This is a genomic window from Massilia niabensis, assembly GCF_042655085.1.
Lineage (GTDB): Bacteria > Pseudomonadota > Gammaproteobacteria > Burkholderiales > Burkholderiaceae_D > Telluria > Telluria niabensis.
This window is the reverse complement of the sequence record NZ_JBHSMU010000014.1, coordinates 1-21,631: the sequence shown is the minus strand read 5'-3', so window position 1 is coordinate 21,631 and position 21,631 is coordinate 1. Positions and strand designations below refer to the sequence as shown.

Below are 21,631 nucleotides of genomic sequence, written 5' to 3'. Positions count from 1 at the left end.
GCCTGAAGTTTGCAATCGCGTTGTGTCCTCGCATCGGCGGCGCTCAAACGGACGAGCGTATCCGCAAAAATCAGGAAAGTGAAAGGCTGAGCGGACTATAATCGGACCGATCACCATTTAACCTCTAAAGATGAGCCAAGGCATCCCACTTCCCGCGGCGGCGCCGATCAGCCTCGGCGCCATCAAGGCCAGCTGCAGCGCCTGCAGCATGCACCAGCTTTGCCTGCCGATGGGCCTCGACGACGCCGACATCAACCGTCTCGACCAGATCATCGGCCGCCGCCGGCGCCTTGCGCGCGACGAACGCCTGTACGCCATGGGCGAGCCCTTCCGCAGCCTGTACGCGGTGCGCTACGGCCACTTCAAGACCTACCAGGTCAACGCGGCCGGCGAGCAGCAGATCACGGGTTTCCAGATGGCCGGCGAACTGCTCGGCATGGACGCCATCAGCGGCGACCGCCATCACTGCGACGCGGTGGCCCTGGAAGACAGCGAAGTGTGCGAAATCCCGTTTGCGCGCCTGGAAGACCTGTTCGGGCAGGTGCCGGCCCTGCTGCGCCACTTTCACCGCATCATGAGCCAGGAAATCACGCGCGAGCAGAACGTCATGCTCTTGCTGGGCAACATGCGCGCCGAGCAACGCTTTGCGGTGTTCCTGGTAAACCTGTCGGCGCGCTACGCGGCGCGCGGCTACTCCCCGACCAGCTTCGGGCTGCGCATGTCGCGCGAGGACATCGGCAACTACCTCGGCCTGACGATCGAGAGCGTCAGCCGGCTGCTGTCACGCTTCAAGAAACAGGGCTGGATCGAAGTCGACAAGCGCGAAGTGCGGCTGCTCGAGCCCGTCAAACTGAAGGCCATCGCAGCCGGCACCGACCAGTGCAGCCCGATGCGCTGATGCCCCCTGGACTGACTTGCTTCAGATACCCGCTTCAGAACGTGACCTTCACCGACGCTGCACTGCGCTGCGCCTCGCCGTGGTACACCGCCTCGATATTGTTGCCGTCGGGGTCGATCACGAAGGCGGCGTAATAACCCGGGTGATAGGAACGCTCCCCCGGGCCGCCATTGTCCTTGCCGCCCGCAGCCAGCGCTGCCTTGTAGAAATTATCGACCATCGCGCGGCTGGCGGCCTGGAAGGCCAGGTGATGACGGCCGGTCAACACGCCTTGCGCGGCCTCGCTGTCGGCCGTCGAGACGAACAGTTCGTCGGCCCAGAAGTAGTTCTCGCCGCTTCCCGCGATCGGTACTTGCAGGACCTCGAAGATGGCTGTGTAGAAGGCCCGGGATGCGGGCAGGTCGCGCACGACCAGCTGGATGTGGTCGATCAAGCGGCCGCGGTGGAGTTCCTGGGTTTCCATAGCTCACTCCTTGGAAAAGAGGTGGTCAACGAAAACCCATTCTAGCGGGTCGGGCGGAACCCAACCACCGCGGCTTGCAGCAGGACGCAGGTGCTCAGCCTGCGTTTACGCCTTCGCCTTTTCCTTCGCGATCCAGCCGTCGACCAGCTGCCCCAGCACGTCGAGCGGCACGGAACCGGCACCGAGGACCATGTCGTGGAAAGCCGGCAGCGAAAACTTCGCGCCCAGTTCCGCCTTGGCCTTGTCGCGCAGTTCGAGGATGCGCAACATGCCGATCATGTAGGCCGTGGCCTGGCCCGGCCAGGCGACGTAACGGTCCACTTCCTGGACGTTGATGCCGTAGTCGACCGCTTGCTGGCGCGTCCAGCCCTTCATGTGCAGGCCGGTGTCGACCACCAGGCGGCGGGCGCGGAACAGTTCGGAGCCGAGCGCGCCGAGCAGGCCCGGCACGTCGCCCTGGTACCAGCCCTGCTCCACCGCCAGGCGCTCGGTGTAGAGCGCCCAGCCTTCGCTGTGGGCGCTGCCGCCGCTGAAGATGCGCTGGCTACGGTATTTCGGGATGCCGGTCAGCTCCTGCTGGATCGCCAGCTGGAAGTGGTGGCCCGGCACCGCCTCGTGGTAGGACAGGCTGCGCATGCGGATCATGTCGAAGGTCGGCCCGCGCATCGGCACCCAGAACACGCCCGGGCGGCTGCCGTCCGGCGCCGGCAGCGAGTAGTGGGCTGCCGCCGAGGCTTCGGTCAGCGGCGGCTCGCGCAGCACTTCGACGGGGGCGCGCGGCTTGAGGTTGAACAGCGGCGCGCTGCGGCGTTCGGCATCCTTCACCATCTCGACATACTTCGCCAGGATCGCCGGCCGCGGGTCGCCTTCGCCTTTCGGCTGGAAGGTCGCGTCGAGCGCCTTCATGCGCGCCTCGATGCTGCCCTCGGCAAAGCCGAGCGAGCGCAGGTGCTTGTCCATCTCGCCTTCGATGCGCGCCACTTCGCGCAGGCCGATCGCGTGGATCTCTTCGGCGCCGAGCGTGGTGCTGGTGTAGTTGGCGAGCGCGCGCGCATAGGCCGCGGCGCCGTCGGGCAGGCGCGAGATGCCGGCCGTGTCGTCCGTCTTCGGATGCAGCTCGGCCATGAAGGCCTGCACGCGGGTGTAGGCGGGACGGATCTTGTCTTCGACGATTTTTGTCGCGCGGGCGATGGCGGCGGTGCGCGCCTCCGGCGTCAGGTCCTTCAACCCGGCGGTGCGCTGCTCGAGCGAGGTGACCAGCACGTTCTGCGGCGCCGCGGGCTTGAGGAAGGTATCGACCTGGAACTGGGCGCGCTCGAGGATGAAGCGCGGCGGAATCAATTTGCGATCGGCCGCCGAACGCCCGCGCGCGAGCGCTTCGTCCATGCGTGCGGCGACCTGGTCCAGGCGCGCCAGGTAGCTGTCGACATCGGACGCGCGGCGCATCGGGTGCGTCTGCGTCATGAAGTTCACCAGGCCCACCTGCACGCCGCTGAACTGCGAGAACACGAAATTATGGTCCTCGAAGCGCTCGTTGGCGACCGTGTTCGACAGCGACCAGCGCATGACCGACGCCGACACGCGCTGGGTTTCGCTCAGCGGCCCTGCGAGCCACTTGTCCAGGCGCGCCAGCCCCTGCTTGGCCAATGCGATCGCCTTCTTGCGCTGGGCCGGCGTTTGCGGCGTCAGCTGGCGGTCCAGCGCATCCTGTTCGGCGCCGCTGAAATACTGGGTCGCGCTGGCGAACTGGGGGTTCTGGCGCACCCAGTCGTTGGCGAACTTGTCGGCCCAGGCATCGAAAGCGGCATTCGGCTTGACGGCGGCGGTGGCGGCCACGGGTGCAGCCAATACAGCACTCGCGGGCAGCAGCGCGCCGGCCAGCGCGATGGGGACGAACAGGGAAGCAAGGGCGACGCGCAGGGAGCGCTGGGAGGTAGCTGGCATGGTGTCTCTTCTAGTAATTAGTCCGGCAGATTGCCGCGACGGAAATCTAACATGGAAGAGTTGCCAGGGACAGTCTTTACAGCTGGCGTGCGCGCCCCTCAAGGCGCCGGGTCGGCCACGATCTCCAGCCCGGCCGCCGCCGGGTTCCAGCGGCGCGCCAGGCGCCACTCGCGCCCTGCCCCTTCGACGACGACCTGCCAGTGCGTCATATCGAGCGCCGGCAGGGCAATCGCCAGGGCGCCGTCCGGGCCGGGCCGGGCCTCGAGTACGCGGTCCTTGCCCGGCTGCGTCGGGTGCGCAAGGTGGATGCGCAGCGGGGTGCGCATCGGCCTGCCAAAACTGTCGAGCCGCGCGTCGAGCCGGCCGGCCTTCGCATCGTAACGCCCCCTGAATGTCAGCTGCAGGCCGGTGGCGACGCGGTCGCGCCGCAGGTCCTGGTTGATCGCCTTGCCCTGCTTGTAATAGTCGTCCACGACGACCGCGTCGGGCTGGCGTATGGCAAGCCCGACGGTGATGGCGGTAGCCAGCATCACCGAGAGAGGGCCGAGGATGATGAACCACGGCCAGCGGTGGCGGTACCAGGGCGCCACCGACGGCTGGGGAAAAACGGGGGGAACGGCTTGCATGGTTTTCTCCTGCTCTTTGCTTATTGCTTGCTTATCGCGGCACGATGAACGCCGCCTCCTCGCGCACGGCGACCGATGGGTCGTCTTGCGCGGTGATGGTGAATTCGATCCGGTTCGACCCGGGCTGCCCGGCGCCGCCCTCGACCCGGACCCGCACCGGCACCGCGCGCGTGCTGGCGGCGTCGACCTCGACCACATCGGCGTCGACGATCGCCGCGCCCGCCAGCCCGCTCACGCGGAGGCGGTAGCTGCGCGGCGCTTCGCTGGTGTTCATCAGTTGCAGCCGGTAGACGTTCTCGATGCGGCCATCTTCCACTTCGCGCCCCATTGAGCCACGGTCGCGGATGACGTCGACCTTGAGCGGCACCCGCAGCGCCAGCGACGCCGCCATTGCCGCCACCACCAGCGCCAGCACCGCCGCATAGGCCAGCACGCGCGGGCGCAGCAGGCGGCGCCGGACCTGGTCCGTGCCCCAGCCCCTGGCCAGCGCATTCTCGGTGGCGTAGCGGATCAGGCCCTTCGGCCTGCCCACCTTCTCCATCACGCCATTGCAGGCGTCGACGCAGGCAGCGCAGCCAATGCATTCGTACTGCAGGCCCTGCCGGATGTCGATCCCGGTCGGGCACACCTGCACGCACAGCGTACAGTCGATGCAGTCTCCGCGCGCGCCGTCATAGGTCACGATCAGCGTGTCCTTGTCGAACATGGCGCTCTGGAAGCGCGCATACGGGCACATGTACTTGCAGACCTGCTCGCGCATCCAGCCGGCGTTGCCGTAGGTGGCGAAACCGTAGAACAGCACCCAGAACGCCTCCCACGGGCCGAGGCGCCACGCCAGGATCTCCGCCGTCAGGGAGCGCACCGGCGTGAAATAGCCGACAAAGGTGAAGCTCGTCCACAGCGCGACCGCCAGCCAGACCGCGTGCTTGGCGGTCTTCTTCCAGATCTTCTCGGCATTCCAGGGCTGGCGGTCGAGGCGGATGCGCGCGCTGCGCGCGCCTTCGATCCTGCGCTCGACCCAGAGGAACAGTTCGGTGTACACCGTCTGCGGGCAGGCAAAGCCGCACCAGACGCGCCCGGCCACCGTGGTGACCAGGAACAGCCCATAGGCGCAGACGATCAGGAGCCCCGCGAAATAGATGAAGTCCTGCGGCCACAGCACCAGGCCAAACAGGTGGAACTTGCGGGCGCCCAGGTCAAACAGTACCGCCTGGCGGCCGTTGAAACCGATCCATGGCAGGCCGTAGAAGAGCAGTTGCGTGAGCCACAAGCAGGCCCAGCGCAAGCTTGCATAGCGGCCCTTCGCCTCGCGCGGATAGATCTCCTCGCGCGCGGCATACATCTTGATGACCGCTTCGCGCGGCACGCTCGCGGGGGTGCTCATTTTGCGACCACCCTGGTGTCTTCGGTCGGGTTGGACAGGCTCCACACATACGCGGCCAGCACATGCACCTTGGCTTCGCCGAGGAACTCGCCAAAGGCCGGCATGGTGTTGGTGCGGCCTTTGCGGATCGTCTCCATCACCGTCTCCGGGCTGCCGCCGTAGAGCCAGACCTTGTCGGCCAGGTTGGGCGCGCCCAGCGCCTGGTTGCCGGTGCCGGCGGCGCCATGGCAGGCCACGCAGGCGGCATACTTCGGTTTGCCGAACACGACCTTGATAGGGTCGGCGGTCAGGCCCGACAGGTTGCGCACGTAATGGGCCACCGCCTCGACATCCTTGTCCGAGCCCAGCGCCGATCCCATCGGCGGCATCTGGCCGATGCGCCCGGCCATGATGCTGGCCTTGATCGTGGCCGGCTCGCCCCCGTGCAGCCAGTCCTTGTCGGTCAGGTTCGGGTAACCCTTGTTGCCGCGCGCGTCGGAGCCGTGGCATTGGGCGCAGTAGTTCATGAACATGCGCTCGCCGATGGCGCGCGCCTGCGGGTCGGCGGCCACGCGCTCGATGTCCTGGCCGGCAAAGCGTGCGAACAGCGGCCCGAAGTCCTGTTCGGCCTTCTTCAGTTCGGCCTTGTATTCGCCCGTCGAGTTCCAGCCCAGCTTGCCCTTGTGGCTGCCCAGGCCCGGGTACAGCGCCAGGTAGGCGACGGCGAACAGGATGGTCAGGTAGAACAGGGCCATCCACCAGCGCGGCATCGGCGTGTTCAGTTCGGTCAGGTCTTCGTCCCAGACATGGCCGGTGGTTTTCTGCGGCTGGCCGTCGGCACCGAGCTTGACGCGGTGCTTCGACTGCGACCACAGCAGGATGGCGCAGCCGGCAATCGACGCGACGGTGATCAGGACGATGTACCAGTCCCAGATGTCGCTGGTGAAATCAGCCATGCCCGTTCTCCTCGTCGGAAGCTTCGTCTGCAAACGGCAGCGCGGCGGCGCGGTCGAAGTCGGCGCTCCTGCGCAGGAGGAAGGTCCAGAGCAGGATGCCCATGAAGGTGGCGAACGACAGCACGGTCATCACGCTGCTGGCGCGGTCGAATAAGGTGTCGATGGACATGTCAGTTCCTCTTTTTGATCTGGGTTCCCAGGCCTTGCAGGTAGGCGATCAACGCGTCCTGCTCGGTCTTGTTGGCAAGCTCAGCCGGCGCATTCTTCACCTCTTCCTCGCTGTAAGGCACGTTCAAGAGCTGCATGGCGCGCATCTTCGGCACGATCGTCGCTGGATCGAGCCGGGTCGTGGCCAGCCATGGGTAACCCGGCATGTTTGACTCCGGCACCAGGTCGCGCGGGTTGTCGAGGTGGCTCCGGTGCCACTCGTCGCTGTAGCGCCCGCCGACCCGGGCCAGGTCGGGACCGGTGCGCTTGCTGCCCCACTGGAAGGGATGGTCGTAGACGAATTCGCCCGCCACCGAATAGTGGCCGTAGCGCTCGGTCTCGGCGCGCAGCGGGCGGATCATCTGCGAATGGCAGTTGTAGCAGCCCTCGCGGATATAGATGTCGCGTCCAGCCAGGCGCAGCGGCGAGTAGGGTTTCAGGCCCGCCACCGGCTCGGTGGTCGACTTCTGGAAGAACAGCGGCACGATCTCGACCAGGCCGCCAACGGAAATCACCAGCAGCACCAGGCCGATCAGGAGCCAGGGATTCTTCTCGATCCATTCATGGGTAAAGTTTTTCATGTTCAGCACTTTCAGGTTCAGGCGTGCGCCGCGACGGTGGCTGGGGCTGGGGCCGGGGCGCCGCTATCGTGCGGCCCGCGCGGCTTGTGCGCTTGCGGGATCGGGGCGTCGACGTTGACCGTGCCGGCCAGCGTCTTCCAGGTATTGAAGGCCATCAGCGCCATTCCCGACAGGTACAGCAAGCCGCCCGTGAAGCGGATCACGTAGTACGGGTAGGTCGCCTTGACGCTCTCGGCGAAGGTATAGGTGAGCGTGCCGTCGGCATTCACCGCGCGCCACATCAGGCCCTGCATCACGCCGGCGATCCACATTGATGCGATGTAGAGCACGATGCCGATGGTGGCGACCCAAAAATGGGCTTCAACCAATGGCAGGCTCCACATCGTCTTTTTCCCGGCCAGGCGCGGGATCAGGTAATAGATCGACCCCATCGTGATGAAGCCGACCCAGCCCAGCGCGCCGGCGTGCACGTGGGCGATGGTCCAGTCGGTGTAGTGCGACAGCGAATTGATGGTCTTGATCGACATCATCGGCCCCTCGAAGGTGGCCATGCCGTAGAACGACAGCGAGACGATCAGGAACTTCAGGATCGGGTCCGAGCGCAGCTTGTGCCAGGCGCCCGAGAGCGTCATCACGCCATTGATCATGCCGCCCCACGAAGGCGCGAGCAGGATCAGGGAAAACACCATGCCCAGCGATTGGGTCCAGTCGGGCAGCGCGGTGTAGTGCAGGTGGTGGGGACCGGCCCACATGTAGGTGAAGATCAGCGCCCAGAAATGGACGATTGACAGGCGGTAGGAGTACACCGGGCGCTCGGCCTGCTTCGGGATGAAGTAGTAGACCATGCCGAGGTAGCCGGCCGTGAGGATGAAGCCGACCGCGTTATGGCCGTACCACCACTGGATCATGGCGTCCTGCACGCCGGCATATACCGGATAGGACTTGAAGGCCGAGACCGGCACCACGGCGCCGTTCACCACGTGCAGCACGGCGACGGCGATGATGTAGCCGCCAAAGAACCAGTTGGCGACATAGATGTGCTGCACCTTGCGCTTGACGATGGTGCCGAAGAAGACCACGGCATAGGCCACCCAGACAACCGTGATGAGGATCGCGATCGGCCACTCCAGCTCGGCGTATTCCTTGCCGCGCGTAAAACCCATCGGCAGCGTGATCGCGGCCGCCACCAGCACCGCCTGCCAGCCCCAGAAGGTGAAGGCGGCGAGCCGGTCGGAGAACAGCCGCACCTGGCAGGTGCGCTGCACCACGTAATACGAGGTGGCGAACAGGCCGCAGATGCCGAAGGCGAAGATGACGGCGTTGGTGTGCAGCGGGCGCAGGCGCCCGTAGGACAGCCAGGCGACATCGAAGTTGAGCGCGGGCCAGGCCAGTTGGGCCGCGATGAAGACGCCGGCGGCCATGCCGATGACGCCCCACACGACCGTGGCGATGGCAAACTGGCGCACGATCTTGTAGTTATAGTTTAGACTGCCTTCCACGATACTCTCCCTATAGGATTCCCTGAATTGACAGGGGGGAGAGTAGATTTCTGGACCTTAAAAATCCTTGATGTGAATCAAAATGTTCAGTTTCACTTGGGACACAAGGAATAACTCGATGCCGCCTATTTCGCAATCCCTGCACGAAGAAATCGCCCAGCGCCTGCAGCAAAGCCGCGAAGCCACGCTCGCCACCATCCGCTCGCGTACCGGCTCCGACGGCGACGACCCGCCCCAGATCGCCCCCGGCGCCCACATGGTAACGGGCGACGATGGCGCCGAAGCCGAAATGACCGCCCACGACGAGCAGCATTTCGCCGACCACGAGACCGCCCTGCTGCACGAGATCGACGCCGCCATCGGCCGCCTCGAGTCCGGCGGCTACGGCATTTGTATGTCGTGCGGCTGCGAGATCCCGGAACAGCGCCTGCTGGCCACGCCCACGGCGCAGACCTGCATCGCCTGCCAGGAACGCATCGAGCAGGAAAGCGGCGGCGGGCGCGGGCCGACGATGTAAGACGGCCCGGGGCGCCGCTCGGCGCCTTCTAGTGCGGGAGCACGGCTTTGGCGCAGGCGCCGCGGCCCTTCGTGCCGAGCACGAACGACGTCACCACGGCCTTGGCGCAGCCCCGGTCCGCCCATAGCACGAAGTGCCCCACTCCCCTGGCCGTATGGAGCCGGACCGGACCGGCCTTGCGCAGGCGCTCGATATGGCGCAGGGCGGCGTCATGCGGGGTCCTGGCGTCGCGGTCGCCGTGGATCACGAGCGTCGGCGGCAGGCGCGCGGGCAGCTGCGCGAACAACGCGTCGCGCCCATACAGTGGCATCGATACGTTCACCGCGAAGCCCGGCAAACTGCTGGCGAACAGCAGGTCGCCTTCTTCCGCGACGACCTCTTTCGCGGTGCGGCCCGGCTGCAGGTTGTTTTCAGAAGCGGTGATGAGCATGACCAGCGGTATCGACGGCGGCGACTGGGGAAAGGATCCGAGCGTCGCCATGTCCTTGTCGACGCCGGCCAGCACGCCCTTCGCCCAGTCACCCTTGCCCTCCTCGATGTCCTTGATCAGGTAGGGAAGCTGCGAACCGGCGCTCGGCAGGTCGAGGATGTTGCCGAAAAATTGCTTCAGGTTCCCGCCAGGGATCGCCGCCAGCAGCTGCGGCTCCTTGTCGACGCGCGCCAGCACCCGGCGATAGACTGCCTCGGCCCGTTCGCCCATGCGCGCGCTGCAGCGCGGGTCGGCATCGCAGTCTGCCAGCCGCCGGCGGCCGACGGCGTCCGCCACCAGCGAACGGCGGCTCAGGTCGGCCTTGTCGTCGTCCTGCAGGGGCACCAGCGAATCGAGGATGACGCCGTCGATGTGCTGCGCGCCCAGCACCAGCGTGCGCAGCACCAGCTGGGTGCCATAGGAAACGCCGTACACATAGGTTTTCCCCTTGCGCGGCGTGCGTTCGAGCAGGCGCTTCAGGTCGTGCGCCGCATTCGTCAGCGAGAACTGCCGGGTGTGTGCCGGGTTCGCGTTCAGGTGGGCATAACAGCTTACCCACTCGGCGCCTTCCAGGGCGGTGCCGGCGGGCGAAGCGGGCGCCTCCTCGAGCGGGCACATGCGGGTCGAAAAGCCGGTGCCGCGATGGTCGGGCATGACCAGGTCGAAGCCAGGGAAGGTCTCGCGCAGTGTCGGCACCAGCGCATAGAACCCGGCACCCGGCTCGCCCGGGCCGCCGTGGATCATCCAGACCTGGCCACGCGCCACGCCTGGCGCTGGAAACTTGCGCACGAACAGCGAAACCGTGCCCGGCGTACCAGCGCCGCCGGCGGCACCAGAGGGATCGGCGGGCACCTGCTCGACGGCGCAGACGCTGCCCGCGAGGGCGGGATCGGTGGCGGCCTCCGGGCACGGCTTGAATTCGACAGCGTGCGCGGCGCAGGCAGTTCCCAGCGACAGCAGCGCCAGGGCAATGGTACGGTTCAGCGTTTTCATGGAGGCCAGTCGTTGCAAAAAAGCCAGCCTAACCCTAGAGCAACTAATTGTCGAGAACGAACTAATTCGGCGCTCGATTCCATGCAAGGCGCATGAAAAAGGCGCCATCCGGCTAGCTGTTGGCGCTGTCGTCGTCGCGCAGCACGCGCAATGCCGGGCCCTCCAGGTCCTCGAACTGGCCGCTGTCGGCGGCCCCGAAAAAGATCCACAGCGCCAGCGCCACCAGGACCACGCTCAGCGGAATCAGCAGGTACAGGGCTTCCATCTTGTTTCCTCAGTTATGTCCTCAGGCGCAGTGCGTTGAGCACGACGATGGCCGAGCTGGCCGCCATGCCGATCGAGGACAGCCAGGGGTTGAGCAGGCCGGCCGCGGCGGCGGGGATCGCGACCAGGTTGTAGGCGCTGGCCCAGGCCAGGTTCTGGCGGATCACGCGCAGCGTGCGGCGCGCCGTATCGGCCGCGTCGAGCAGGGGCGCGAGGCTGTCGCCGAGCAGCACGCCGTCGGCATGCAGCTGCGCCAGCGGCGCGCCGCTGCCCATGGCGAAGGAGACGTCGGCGCCGCGCAGCACCGCCGCGTCGTTGCTGCCGTCGCCCACCATCGCCACCACCGCCCCTGCCCCTTGCAGGCGGCGCACGAAGTCGAGCTTGTCGGCTGGCAGCTGGCCGCCGGCCGCCAGTTTGATGCCAAGCTGCGCGGCCAGGGCGGCGGTCGCCTCGGCCGTGTCGCCGCTGAGCAGGACTACGGTCTTGCCGGCCGCTTCCAGGCGGCGCACGACAGCGGCAGCCTCAGGGCGCAGCGCATCGGCGATGTCGAAACGCGCCAGCCAGCCGGCGCCGGACCCAAGCCAGACAATGCTGGCATCGAGCGGCGCATCGTGCAACGGGACGGGCCCGGCAAGCTCCGCGACAAAGGCCCCGCTCCCGAGACGGTAGCGCACGCCGTCGACGCTGCCCCCGATGCCCCGCCCCAGCACATACGAGACGTTTTCCGCGCAGGCGCCGGGCGGCGCCGCCGCTTGCAGCGCCCTGGCCAGCGGATGGGCATTGCCGGCTTCGAGGCCTGCCGCCACGCGCAGCGCCCAGGCCGCGTCCGGGGCATTCAGCACGCAGGCGGCAAGGAGACGCGGCCGGCCCAGGGTCAGCGTACCCGTCTTGTCGAACACGACGTGGGTGGCGCGCTCGAAGGTTTCGAGCGTGTGCGGGCTGACCGCCAGCACGCCGCGCCGCAACAGGCTGTCGGTGGCGGCCGCCAGGGCAGTCGGCGTGGCCAGCGACAGTGCGCACGGGCAGGTGACGACCAGCACCGCGATCGCCGCTGGCCAGGCGCGTGCCGGATCCACCAGCTGCCAGGACACGAACACCAGCACCGTCAGCACCAGCAGCGCCACGACCGACCAGGCGGCGACACGGTCGGCCCAGAGCGCGATCGCGGGTTTGCCCTGCCCTGCCTTCCCGGCCAGGCGCACCAGCAGCGCCAGCGTGCTGTCGCGCGCCGCAGCCTGCACCCGCAGCACCACTGGCTGCGCCACGTTGACGGCGCCGCCCGGCAACAGGTCGCCCGGCCCCATGTGCTTCGTGCGGCTTTCGCCGGTGAGCAGCGCCAGGTCGACCTCGGTCTCGCCCTCGACGATGGCGCCGTCGGCCGGCGCAGCCTGGCCGGGCGCGACCAGTACCGCATCGCCCGGACGCAGCGCGCTCGCCAGCACCAGTTCCGTCGTGCGCTCCTGCGGCCAGCGCGGCAGGCGCTGCGCCGATGCCGGCAGGCCTTCCTGCAAGGCCTCGAGGGCGCCGGCGGCACGGCGGCGCGCGCCCAGCTCCAGGTAGCGGCTGGCCAGCAGCAGGAACACGAACATCGTGACCGAATCGAAATACAGGTCGGCCCCGCCCGCCAGCAGCGAGGCGGTGCTGCCGGCAAAGGCGGCGGCGATGCCCAGCGCCACCGGCAGGTCCATGCCGGGCAGGCCGCGCCGCAGGTCGCGCCAGGCCCCGAGGAAGAAAGGGCGGGCCGAATACAGCAGGGCCGGCAAGGTCAGCAGCATCGAGGCCCAGCCCATCAGGGCGGTCATGTGCGCGTCCATCGTGCCGTCGGTGGCCATGTACACCGGCACCGCGTACATCATGACCTGCATCATCGACAGGCCGGCCACGAACAGCTGGCGAAACAGCGCGCGGCGCTCGCGCGCCAGGTGCTCACCGTGGCGCCGGGGGTCATAAGGATAGGCCGTGTAGCCGATCGCGCGCAAGGCGCGCAGGATGGCGCTGACGCTGCAGTGGCCGGGATCCCAGCGCACCTGCAGACGCCGCGCGCTGACGTTCAATGCCGCCTCCAGCACGCCGGGCAAGGCATCGATGCGGCGCTCGATCAGCCACACGCAGGCGGCGCAACGGATGCCCTCGACCGTGAAGCTGCCCTCCCCCGCGTTGCAGTCCTCGTCGAAGAGGGCCAGCTCGGGGGCGTCGGCCGCCTCGACGCGCGCGCCGAAGCCCGTGCGGGTGGCGTAGTAGGCGTCGCAGCCGGCATCGACGATCGCCTCCGCCGCGGCCGCGCAGCCTGGGCAGCACATGTCGCGCCCGGCCCCGTCGATGCGGGCCTGCCAGCGCGGCCCCTCCGGCAACGGCAGGCCGCAGTGGAAACAGCCGGCGACTTCGCGGGCAATGGCGTTCATTGGGCCAATTCGGGGGCCATCCCCGGAGCGATGCATACAGCTTCAAGCCAGCTCGCGGGCAGCCCGCCCGCCGCGCGTGCCAGGCCGAGCAGGCCGAAGCCCAGCACCACGGCGCCGCAGCACAGGCGCACCGCGCGCAGGCCGAGCCAGCCGCGCAGGCGCGCGCCGGCAAGACCGAGTGCCATCATCATCGGCAACGTGCCGAGGCCAAAGGCAAGCATGACGGCAGCGCCCGATGCGGCCGATCCGCTCAGCATGGCGGTGACCAGCACGCTGTAGACCATGGCGCAGGGCAGCCAGCCCCACAGGGCGCCGGCGACCAGCATCCTGCCTGCCGTATCCGGCGGGCCGACCCGGCGCAGCGCCGGCGCGACCTGGCGCCACAGCATCTGCCCCATCGCCTCGATGCGGGCGATGCCGCGCCAGGCATCCATCAGGTACAGGCCGAGCGCGACCAGCATCAGGTTCGCCAGCCACAAGACGCCGGCTTGCAGGGCCGGGAGCGCCGCGAGCGACACCGCCGCCCCGCCCAGGCCGCCGGCCAGCGCGCCCGCGGCCGCATAGCTCGCGATGCGCCCCGTGTTGTAGGCGGCGGTGCGCAGCAGCGGCGGGCCTGGATGGTTGGCGCCGACCGTGCGCAGGCGCACCACCACACCCGGACGCGCGCGCGGCGGCGCCAGCGACAGCGCGCCGGCGATCCCGCCGCACATGCCGGCGCAGTGGACGCTGCCGAGCAGGCCGACCACGAACACGGGGAACAGGTGCAGGCCCATCGTCAGAGCGTGCGCGAATAGCGCGGAATGGAAGCGGGCCCCGCAGGATGGCGCGCCGGCGCGGGCATGGCCAGGTAGCGGTCGAACACCATGCAGACATTGCGGATCAGGAGGCGCCCGCGCATCGTCACCGACAGCCACTGCCCGTCGACGGTGACCAGGCCATCCGCCTCGAGCTTGCGCAGCGCCGCCAGCTCAGTCGCGAAGTAGTCGGCGAACACGATCGGGAAGGCCTGTTCGATGGCCGGGATCGACAGCTCGAACTGGCACATCAGCTTGCCGATGATCGCGCGCCGCAGCAGGTCGTCCAGGCCCAGGGCCACGCCGCGCACGATGGGCAGCTCGTTGTTGTCGAGCGCCTCGTAATAGGCGTCGAGCGTCTTGGCGTTCTGGCTGTAGGTCGCGCCTACGGCGCTGATGGCCGAGACGCCGCAGGACACCAGGTCGCTGTCGGCATGGGTCGAGTAACCCTGGAAATTGCGGTGCAGGCGGCCCTGGCGCTGGGCCACGGCGAGATCGTCCCCGGGCTTGGCGAAGTGGTCCATGCCGATGTAGACATAGCCGGCGCCGGTGAGGCGCTCGATGCACAGCGCCAGCATGGCGAGCTTCTCCTCGCTGGCGGGCATGTCGGCATCGAGGATGCGCCGCTGCGGCTTGAACAGGTGCGGCAGGTGGGCATAGTGGTAGAGCGCGATGCGGTCGGGATTGGCGTCGATCACTTTCTCGAGGGTGGCGGCCATCGTCGCCAGGCTCTGCTTCGGCAGGCCGTAGATCAGGTCGATGCTGACCGAGCGAAAACCGGCCGCGCGCGCCGCCGCGATGATGGCACGTGTTTCAGGCTCGGGCTGCACCCGGTTCACCGCCTTTTGCACTTCCGGATCGAAGTCCTGCACGCCCAGGCTGATGCGGTTGAAACCCTGCTGCCGCAGCTTGTGCACGCGTCCGGCCGACACGGTGCGCGGGTCGACCTCGATCGAATACTCGCCCACCGCGTCGGGTGCAAAGCTGAAGTTGCGGCGCAGGTGCGTCATCAGCTCGTCCATCTGTTCATCCAGCAAGTAGGTCGGGGTGCCGCCGCCGAAGTGCAGCTGCTCGACCTCGTTGATACCGGCGAACAGCGCGCCCTGCATGGCGATCTCGCGCTTCAGATAGCCGAGATAGGTGGCCGCCTTCTCGCGGTTTTTGGTGACGATCTTGTTGCAGGCGCAGTAGTAGCAGACCGTGTTGCAGAACGGAATGTGCAGGTAGAGCGACAGCGGGCGCGCGGCACCGCGCGTGCGTACCGACGCGACCGCGTGCAGATAGTCGCGGTAGCCGAAGCCATCGGTGAAGCGGTCGGCGGTCGGGTACGAGGTGTAGCGCGGCCCGTTCTTGCCGAGGCGCCCGACCAGCCCGGCGTCGAAGTCGACCCTGCTCGTGAACTGGGCCGGCGCGCGGCTGGCTTGATACGAAACTGCGTGAGGATGCATCTGGAACTCCTGCTGCCTGCCGGGCCACGGGGTGCGGCCGGCTTGATGAGAGGAGTCTATTGATGCCAGTGTGCAAAATCCTTGATTTGGATCAAAATCCGCGGAGCTGGGCGGCAGCGTGCGGCTGTCCGGCCCCGGCCGGCTGGCGGCTCCCGAACTTGAATACCGCCAGCGCCTGCGCCAGGTGCGCCGCCTGCTCGGCCACACTGTTCGAGTCGGCCGCCGATTGCTCGACCAGCAGCGCGTTCTGGCGGGTGATGGCGTCCAGTTCGGCCATGGCCGCGTTCACCTGGGCGATGCCGCTGCCCTGTTCGCGGCTGGCCAGCGTGATGTCGTGCATGATGGCGGCGGCGCCCTGCACCGAGCCGACCACCTGCCGCATCGTCTGGCCCGCTTCGCCCACGAGCGCGTCGCCGGCGCCGACCTGGCGCGCCGACTCCTCGATCAGGCCCTTGATTTCCCTGGCGGCACCGGCCGAGCGCTGGGCCAGGCTGCGCACTTCGCCGGCCACGACGGCGAAGCCACGCCCCTGCTCGCCGGCACGGGCCGCCTCGACCGCGGCGTTCAGCGCCAGGATATTCGTCTGGAAGGCAATGCCGTCGATCAGGCCGATGATGTCGACGATGCGCGTGGCCGAGGCGCTGATCTGTCCCATCGTGGCGCCGACGCTGTCGACCGCCTGCCCGCCGCGCCCGGCGACCGTGGCCGCCACCCCGACCAGCTCGTCGGCGCGCACGGCGCCGGCCGTGTTGTGCTGGGCTGCCGCCGCGATCTGGCCCAGGCTGGCCGCCGTCTGCTCGAGGCTGGCCGCCTGCGCTTCGGTGCGGCCGGCGAGGTCGAGGTTGCCGGCGGCGATGTCGCGCGTCGTCTGCTCGATCGAGCGCACATTGCTGCGCACGTCGCCGACGATCGCCTGCAGGTTGATGTTGAGCTGGCGTAGCGCGCGCAGCAGCTGGGCGAATTCGTCGCTGCCGCCCGCTTGCGGCAGATGCGACAGGTCGCCGCCGGCAAGCGCATACACGGCCTCGGTCGCCGTGCGCAGCGGCGCCAGGATCGCGCGGCGCAGGCTGGCCCAGGCGGCGAAGGTGGCCAGTACGCCGAGCGCGGCCAGGATGCGCCAGGGCATGCCGTCGGCAGCCAGGCCAAGCGCCGCCAGCAGCAGCGCCTGCATTCCCATCGCCAGCGCCAGGCGCCGGCCGAGCGGCAGGCGCAGCAGGTCCTGAAGGCGCGCACGCCAGCCTGTGCGCACGGCGCGCCCGCCGCGGATTGCCAGCGCGCCTTGCTCTCCTGCACGGAATTTCTCGTACAGCTCGCTTGCGGCGGCGACCTGCCCGCGCGTCGGCGCCGTGCGCACCGACATGTAGCCGACTACGCGTCCGTCTTCCTTGACCGGCACGACGTTGGCGACGACCCAGTAGAAGTCGCCGTTCTTGCGGCGGTTCTTGACCATCCCGGTCCAGGGCCCGCCCGCCTGGAGCGTGCGCCAGAGGTCGGCAAAGGCTTCGGGCGGCATGTCGGGGTGGCGCACGATGTTGTGCGCCTTGCCCAGCAGTTCGGCTTCGGGAAACCCGCTGACCTCGATGAAGGCCGGGTTGACATAGGTGATGCGGCCCCTGGTGTCGGTCTTCGACACGATCGACTGGCCCGCTTCCATCCGGTATTCGATACCGGTAACCGGCAAACTGTTGCGCACTGCGCCTCCTGTATTGCCATACGGCAAAATTCAAACGCCGATTCTATGCGGACAGGTTGGACAGAAACTTTGATGTGGATCAAAAAATTATCCTTGACTGTTCGAAACCGCCAGTTTCTGCTCTGTCCGCCACAAGGCCAGCCGGTGCTACCATTGCAATATGGATAACCTGACCCATTCCCTGGTCGGACTCGCGCTTGGCGAGCTGACCCACCGCGTGCTGCGCACCGAGCCCGACCCCGATCGCGCCGCCACCCGGCGCCGCCTGCTGCTCACCTGCGGCGCGCTGGCCAGCAACTTCCCGGACCTCGACCTGGTGCTGACCCCGCTCGCCCCGGAGCCGCTCGGCTACCTGCTGCACCACCGCGGCCACACGCATACGCTGCTGTACGCGCTGCCGCAGGCGCTGCTGCTGCTGGCGGCGCTCCGGGCGTTCTGGCCGAAGGCGCGGACACTGCTCCGGACCGGCGCGCCGGCACGGCATGGGCTGCTGGCCGCAACGGTCCTCGGCCTGCTGCTGCACCTGGGCATGGACGCCCTCAACGTGTACGGCATCCACCCGTTCGCCCCCTTCGATCCGCGCTGGTATTACGGCGACATGGTGTTCATCGTCGAGCCGGTGTTCTGGCTGGCCCTCGGCACGCCGCTGGCCGCGCACGTGGCCGCGCCGCGCCGGCGGCGCCTCCTGCTCGGCTTGCTGATCGCGGTGCCGCTGTTGTTCGTATTCACCGGGCACTTGCAGTGGGGATCGTTCGCGGGTCTCGCGGCGCTGTGGGCGCTGGCGCAGCTGCTCACGCGCCGTATCGGGGAACGCGGGGCGCTGCTGGCCGGGGTGGGACTGGTGGCCTCCTTCGTCCTGCTGCAGGGCGCGATGGCGCAGCTGGCGCGTGGCGAACTGGTTGCCGCCCTGCGCCGCGAAGACCCGGGCGCGCGCATCCTCGACCTGCCGCTGTCGGCCTTTCCGGCCAATCCGCTGTGCTGGGGCGCAATTGCCGTCACCCACGACGGAGCCGGGGGCTACCGCATCCGGCGCGGCGTGCTCAGCCTGGCGCCGGCGTGGAACCCGCCGGCCAGTTGCCCAGTCTCGATTGCCGGCGTGCAGGTGGGGCCCGGACGGATGCCGCTCGCCTGGGCCTGGGACGAGCGCGGTTCCGTCGCCCGCCTGCGCGCCCTGCGCGCCAACGACTGCCGGGTCGACGCCTGGCTGCGCTTCGCGCGTGCGCCCTCGCTGGCGAAGGGCGCGGCCACGGACGTGCGCTACGGCCTGCCGGGCGCGCCGAACTTTTCCACGCTCCCGTATGCGGCGCAGGCCGGCGCCCCCTGCCCGGCCCCGGTGCCGGGCTGGGGCTACCCGCGCGCCGACCTCCTCGGCTTGCACTAGTCCGGCGCTCCGGTCAAGCCCCGCGCATTGTCGAGTTGGTAAGAACCCACGGCCGCCACCATGGCCGCTTGCTCGGCCGGATTATGCAGTATGCTTACCCACAGTTACATTGCAGCGGCAGTCCGACCATGCGCGGCGGCGCATCCCAACCGTGGGGGATTGGATGGTTCCGAAACGATTACTCTGCATTGCACCCGACAATACCGGCGCGGTCGAGCTCCTGCGCGCGGCGATGCCCGAATGGCAGATCCACATCGTGCGCGGTTTCGACGAAGCGCGCGGCGCCTTGCGCCAGGACGGCTGGCTGGTCGGGCTGCTGGTGCACGTGATCGGGTCGCGGCCCCATCTCGAAGTCGACCGTTTCCTGCGCCAGCACAGCCATGTCCAGTGGATCGGCGTGTTCGGCCGGGAGGCGCTGGCCGTTCCCGCCGCGCGCGACCTGGTCGCCGACTACCTGTACGATTACCACACGCTGCCGCTCGACACCCGCCGCCTCACCCATACGCTCGGCCACGTCCACGGGCACGCGCTGCTGCGCCGCCCGCGCCCGCGCCCGCCCCGCGCGATGGCGCCCTCGGCGCTCATCGGCAGCGGCGACACCATGCAGCGCCTGCGCAGCCAGGTCGAGCGGGTCGCCAAGGTCGACGCCCCGGTGCTGATCTGGGGCGAAAGCGGCAGCGGCAAGGAACTCACGGCGCAGGCCATCCACCGCCAGTCGCTGCGCGCGACCGGCCCGCTGGTGCCGATCAACTGCGGCGCCATCGCCCCCAACCTGATCCATTCCGAGCTCTTCGGCTACGAACGCGGCGCCTTCACGGGGGCGGCGCGCGACAAGGTCGGCCTCATCGAGTCGGCCAACGGCGGCACCCTCTTCCTGGACGAGATCGGCGACTTGCCGAAGGACTTGCAGGCGAACCTGCTGCGCTTCCTGCAGGATAAAACCATCACCAGGGTCGGGTCGACGCGCGCCATTGCCGTGGACGTGCGCGTGATTTCGGCGTCGCACGTGAACCTGCAACAGGCGGTCGCGCGCGGCGATTTTCGCGAAGACCTGTATTACCGCTTGTCGGTGTTGCCGGTCACGGTCCCCTCGCTGCGCGAGCGCCGTGCCGACCTGGTCGAGCTGGCGGAACACTTTTTCCACCTGCATGCAGCCGACAAGTCGCCGCGCCTGAAGGGCTTCAGCAACCGCGCGCTGGCCGCGATGGCCGCGCACGGCTGGCCCGGCAATGTGCGCGAGCTGATCAACCGCGTGCGGCGCGCGCTCGTCATGGCCGACGGTAAATGGATCGAGCCCGATGACCTCGACCTGGTGTTGCCCTCGCCCCCGATCGAAGCCGTCCTCGACGACGCGCGCTGCAGCTCGGAGCGCCACGCGATCCGTACCTGCCTCGACCGCAGTGGCCAGAACGTCAGCCGCGCCGCGCGCGACCTCGGCGTCTCGCGCACCACGATGTACCGGCTGCTGGCCAAGCACGGCATGCGGCCCTGACCCTTCCTGCCGTTCCCGAACGCCGCGACTGTCCGCGTCCAGCCCGCCAGAAAAACACACATCTGTGCCGGTTCCGGCACACCCTCGGCGCATAACATTCCCCACCGCAATCTTCACCGGGAACCGGGCAGTTTCGCGGCAAAATTGTGCTTGGTTTTCAAGGGTTTGGTAGCGGCGTGCGCAACTGGCACCCGTCTTGCAACAAGCCGTCTAGCTGGCACACGGCCGGCCGCAACTCAACCACACACCCCGGGGGAATTTTTGATGAACAAGACCTTGCTCGTTACCGCCCTGTCGCTCGCTTTCGGCTTGAATGCCCAGGCGCAGACGACGGAACCGACCACCGACTCCTCGACCACCGTGACCCAGAGCGGGCCTGGGGTCAACGCCAATGACGGCGGCACCGCCAGCATGGACGACAACTCGACCACCACGAACACCGCCACCAACACGACCACCAATACCGACAACAACTCGAACCAGAACAACGATTCGAGTACCCGTTCGAACATGAACAACGATTCCTCGAGCCGCGACAGTTCGGGCCAGAACCGCAGCACCGGCTCGGCCAGCGCCAGCGAGATGGGCGCGGCCGCCGCGAACAACGGCGCCACCGCGACCTCGAACTTCGCCAACGCGTTCAACACCTCGACCGCCACCGCCACCAGCACCCTGAGCGGCAGCGTGAGCGGCAACGCGATCAGCAACATCGGCAACGTCGCCAACAACACCGGCAACGCCAACGGCGGCAACGCGGCCGGCGGGCATGGCGCCGCCGGCATGGGCGGCGCGGCGCGCGGCGATGGCGGCAACGGTGCGACCGGGAATGGCGGCGCAGCCGCGTCCGGCTCGACCGGCGGCAGCGCCAGCACCGGCGGCGCCAGCACCGGCAATGCGATCGCCGGCGCGGCGACCGGCGGCGCCGGCGGCTCAGGCGGCCTGGCCTCGAACGCAGCGAGCGGCTCGGGCGCCTCGGGTGGGGCGGGCGGCAATGGCGGTGCGGGCGGCGCGAGCGGTGACGCCGGCGGCGGCACAGGGGGCAACGGCGGCATGAGCGGCGCCGGCAGCGGCGGCATGGGCGGCAGCGCCGGCGGCAACGACGGCGGCAACGGCGGCAATGCCGGCCGCGTCGCGGCAGGCAATGGCGGCATGGGCGGCTCCACCGGCTCGGCCACTGGCGGCTACGGCGGCGCCGGTGGCGCCGGCGCTGCCGGCGGCACCGGCGGTGCGGGCGCTTCGGGTGGCTACGGCGGCGCAGGCGGCACGGCCACGGTCGGCGATGCGTCGGCCAGCGGCGGTGCGAGCGGCGCCGGCGCCACCGGCAGCGGCAACATGGCCAGCGGCGGCGGGGGCGGCGCGGGGACCCCGGATACAACAGGCGGCGCCGGCGGCGCAGCTGACGGCGGCACCTCGACCAGCACCGGTGGCACCGTGACCGGCGCCACCAACACCGCATCGACCGGCGCCGGCACCGGCGGCGCAGGCGGCGCGGGCGCGGCAGGCGGCGCGGGTGGCGCGGGTGCATCGGGTGGCAGCGGTGCCGCCGGCGGTTCCGGGGCGACGGCCTCGAACAGCGCGGGCTCGGGCGCAGCGGGCGGCACCGCCACCGGCGGCACCGGCGGCACGGGCGCGGGCCTGGCC

Annotated in this window: 19 protein-coding genes; 5 read left to right on the top strand and 14 right to left on the bottom strand. The window is 68.8% G+C overall.

Annotated elements, in window-relative coordinates; translation table 11 throughout:
- Positions 1–130 precede the first annotated feature (130 nt).
- Entirely contained in the window at positions 131–898 is a 768-nt protein-coding gene (gene fnr / locus ACFPN5_RS13255) for a fumarate/nitrate reduction transcriptional regulator Fnr (protein WP_379783965.1), read from the top strand.
- Positions 899–932: 34 nt separating this feature from the next.
- Here the strand turns inward: fnr and ACFPN5_RS13250 are convergent, their stop codons facing one another.
- The 8 genes from ACFPN5_RS13250 to ccoN form a co-directional block, all read right to left on the bottom strand.
- Entirely contained in the window at positions 933–1,361 is a 429-nt protein-coding gene (locus tag ACFPN5_RS13250; RefSeq protein WP_379783963.1) for a VOC family protein, read from the bottom strand.
- A gap of 105 nt (positions 1,362–1,466) precedes the next feature.
- On the bottom strand, positions 1,467–3,305 hold the full coding sequence (locus ACFPN5_RS13245) for a DUF885 domain-containing protein (RefSeq protein WP_379783961.1): 1,839 nt from the start codon (positions 3,303–3,305) through the stop codon (positions 1,467–1,469).
- Positions 3,306–3,403: 98 nt separating this feature from the next.
- Positions 3,404–3,931, bottom strand: a complete 528-nt coding sequence (locus ACFPN5_RS13240; protein WP_379783959.1) for a FixH family protein — start codon at positions 3,929–3,931, stop codon at positions 3,404–3,406.
- A 31-nt stretch (positions 3,932–3,962) separates the two neighbouring features.
- Positions 3,963–5,315 carry a cytochrome c oxidase accessory protein CcoG gene (gene ccoG / locus ACFPN5_RS13235; protein ID WP_379783957.1) on the bottom strand — a complete coding sequence of 451 codons (1,353 nt, stop codon included), beginning with the start codon at positions 5,313–5,315 and terminating at the stop codon, positions 3,963–3,965.
- On the bottom strand, positions 5,312–6,250 hold the full coding sequence (ccoP, locus tag ACFPN5_RS13230) for a cytochrome-c oxidase, cbb3-type subunit III (RefSeq protein ID WP_379783955.1): 939 nt from the start codon (positions 6,248–6,250) through the stop codon (positions 5,312–5,314). The genes ccoG and ccoP overlap by 4 nt, the downstream gene beginning before the upstream one ends.
- Positions 6,243–6,419: a cbb3-type cytochrome oxidase subunit 3 gene (locus ACFPN5_RS13225; RefSeq protein ID WP_379783953.1), complete on the bottom strand. Its 177-nt coding sequence runs from the start codon at positions 6,417–6,419 to the stop codon at positions 6,243–6,245. Before ACFPN5_RS13225 ends, ccoP begins: the two co-directional genes overlap by 8 nt.
- A 1-nt stretch (position 6,420) precedes the next feature.
- Positions 6,421–7,038, bottom strand: coding sequence for a cytochrome-c oxidase, cbb3-type subunit II (ccoO, locus tag ACFPN5_RS13220; RefSeq protein WP_379783951.1), 618 nt, complete (start codon positions 7,036–7,038; stop codon positions 6,421–6,423).
- Between the two features lie 17 nt (positions 7,039–7,055).
- Entirely contained in the window at positions 7,056–8,537 is a 1,482-nt protein-coding gene (ccoN, locus tag ACFPN5_RS13215; protein ID WP_379783949.1) for a cytochrome-c oxidase, cbb3-type subunit I, read from the bottom strand.
- Between the two features lie 118 nt (positions 8,538–8,655).
- Between ccoN and ACFPN5_RS13210 the strand changes: the two genes are divergently transcribed.
- On the top strand, positions 8,656–9,054 hold the full coding sequence (locus tag ACFPN5_RS13210) for a TraR/DksA family transcriptional regulator (protein WP_379783947.1): 399 nt from the start codon (positions 8,656–8,658) through the stop codon (positions 9,052–9,054).
- 28 nt (positions 9,055–9,082) lie between these two features.
- On the opposite strand, the gene ACFPN5_RS13205 is transcribed toward ACFPN5_RS13210, so the two are convergent.
- The 6 genes from ACFPN5_RS13205 to ACFPN5_RS13180 form a co-directional block, all read right to left on the bottom strand.
- Complete coding sequence (locus tag ACFPN5_RS13205) at positions 9,083–10,516, bottom strand: alpha/beta fold hydrolase (RefSeq protein ID WP_379783945.1); 1,434 nt, start codon at positions 10,514–10,516, stop codon at positions 9,083–9,085.
- A 112-nt stretch (positions 10,517–10,628) separates the two neighbouring features.
- A complete protein-coding gene (gene ccoS / locus ACFPN5_RS13200; RefSeq protein ID WP_379783944.1) occupies positions 10,629–10,781 on the bottom strand; it encodes a cbb3-type cytochrome oxidase assembly protein CcoS in 153 nt (50 codons plus the stop codon).
- Positions 10,782–10,794: 13 nt separating this feature from the next.
- Positions 10,795–13,182, bottom strand: a complete 2,388-nt coding sequence (locus tag ACFPN5_RS13195) for a heavy metal translocating P-type ATPase (RefSeq protein WP_379783942.1) — start codon at positions 13,180–13,182, stop codon at positions 10,795–10,797.
- Positions 13,179–13,955: a sulfite exporter TauE/SafE family protein gene (locus tag ACFPN5_RS13190; RefSeq protein ID WP_379783940.1), complete on the bottom strand. Its 777-nt coding sequence runs from the start codon at positions 13,953–13,955 to the stop codon at positions 13,179–13,181. The genes ACFPN5_RS13195 and ACFPN5_RS13190 overlap by 4 nt, the downstream gene beginning before the upstream one ends.
- Positions 13,956–13,957: 2 nt before the next feature.
- On the bottom strand, positions 13,958–15,424 hold the full coding sequence (gene hemN, locus ACFPN5_RS13185; protein WP_379783938.1) for an oxygen-independent coproporphyrinogen III oxidase: 1,467 nt from the start codon (positions 15,422–15,424) through the stop codon (positions 13,958–13,960).
- A gap of 91 nt (positions 15,425–15,515) precedes the next feature.
- On the bottom strand, positions 15,516–17,117 hold the full coding sequence (locus tag ACFPN5_RS13180) for a methyl-accepting chemotaxis protein (protein WP_379783936.1): 1,602 nt from the start codon (positions 17,115–17,117) through the stop codon (positions 15,516–15,518).
- Between the two features lie 160 nt (positions 17,118–17,277).
- Between ACFPN5_RS13180 and ACFPN5_RS13175 the strand changes: the two genes are divergently transcribed.
- From ACFPN5_RS13175 to ACFPN5_RS13165, 3 genes are all read left to right on the top strand, one after another.
- Positions 17,278–18,498, top strand: coding sequence for a metal-dependent hydrolase (locus ACFPN5_RS13175; protein ID WP_379783934.1), 1,221 nt, complete (start codon positions 17,278–17,280; stop codon positions 18,496–18,498).
- A 163-nt stretch (positions 18,499–18,661) separates the two neighbouring features.
- Entirely contained in the window at positions 18,662–19,990 is a 1,329-nt protein-coding gene (locus tag ACFPN5_RS13170; protein ID WP_379783932.1) for a sigma-54 dependent transcriptional regulator, read from the top strand.
- Between the two features lie 264 nt (positions 19,991–20,254).
- The coding region (locus tag ACFPN5_RS13165) for a hypothetical protein (RefSeq protein WP_379783930.1) at positions 20,255–21,631 on the top strand (1,377 nt) is incomplete at its 3' end.

What these genes read in the sequence shown, in the direction of transcription:
- fnr (WP_379783965.1), top strand. Translation starts at nt 131, where the DNA reads ATGAGCCAAGGCATCCCACTTCCCGCGGCGGCGCCGATCAGCCTCGGC.
- ACFPN5_RS13250 (WP_379783963.1), bottom strand. Translation starts at nt 1,361, where the DNA reads ATGGAAACCCAGGAACTCCACCGCGGCCGCTTGATCGACCACATCCAG.
- ACFPN5_RS13245 (WP_379783961.1), bottom strand. Translation starts at nt 3,305, where the DNA reads ATGCCAGCTACCTCCCAGCGCTCCCTGCGCGTCGCCCTTGCTTCCCTG.
- ACFPN5_RS13240 (WP_379783959.1), bottom strand. Translation starts at nt 3,931, where the DNA reads ATGCAAGCCGTTCCCCCCGTTTTTCCCCAGCCGTCGGTGGCGCCCTGG.
- ccoG (WP_379783957.1), bottom strand. Translation starts at nt 5,315, where the DNA reads ATGAGCACCCCCGCGAGCGTGCCGCGCGAAGCGGTCATCAAGATGTAT.
- ccoP (WP_379783955.1), bottom strand. Translation starts at nt 6,250, where the DNA reads ATGGCTGATTTCACCAGCGACATCTGGGACTGGTACATCGTCCTGATC.
- ACFPN5_RS13225 (WP_379783953.1), bottom strand. Translation starts at nt 6,419, where the DNA reads ATGTCCATCGACACCTTATTCGACCGCGCCAGCAGCGTGATGACCGTG.
- ccoO (WP_379783951.1), bottom strand. Translation starts at nt 7,038, where the DNA reads ATGAAAAACTTTACCCATGAATGGATCGAGAAGAATCCCTGGCTCCTG.
- ACFPN5_RS13210 (WP_379783947.1), top strand. Translation starts at nt 8,656, where the DNA reads ATGCCGCCTATTTCGCAATCCCTGCACGAAGAAATCGCCCAGCGCCTG.
- ACFPN5_RS13205 (WP_379783945.1), bottom strand. Translation starts at nt 10,516, where the DNA reads ATGAAAACGCTGAACCGTACCATTGCCCTGGCGCTGCTGTCGCTGGGA.
- ccoS (WP_379783944.1), bottom strand. Translation starts at nt 10,781, where the DNA reads ATGGAAGCCCTGTACCTGCTGATTCCGCTGAGCGTGGTCCTGGTGGCG.
- ACFPN5_RS13195 (WP_379783942.1), bottom strand. Translation starts at nt 13,182, where the DNA reads ATGAACGCCATTGCCCGCGAAGTCGCCGGCTGTTTCCACTGCGGCCTG.
- ACFPN5_RS13190 (WP_379783940.1), bottom strand. Translation starts at nt 13,955, where the DNA reads ATGGGCCTGCACCTGTTCCCCGTGTTCGTGGTCGGCCTGCTCGGCAGC.
- hemN (WP_379783938.1), bottom strand. Translation starts at nt 15,424, where the DNA reads ATGCATCCTCACGCAGTTTCGTATCAAGCCAGCCGCGCGCCGGCCCAG.
- ACFPN5_RS13175 (WP_379783934.1), top strand. Translation starts at nt 17,278, where the DNA reads ATGGATAACCTGACCCATTCCCTGGTCGGACTCGCGCTTGGCGAGCTG.
- ACFPN5_RS13170 (WP_379783932.1), top strand. Translation starts at nt 18,662, where the DNA reads ATGGTTCCGAAACGATTACTCTGCATTGCACCCGACAATACCGGCGCG.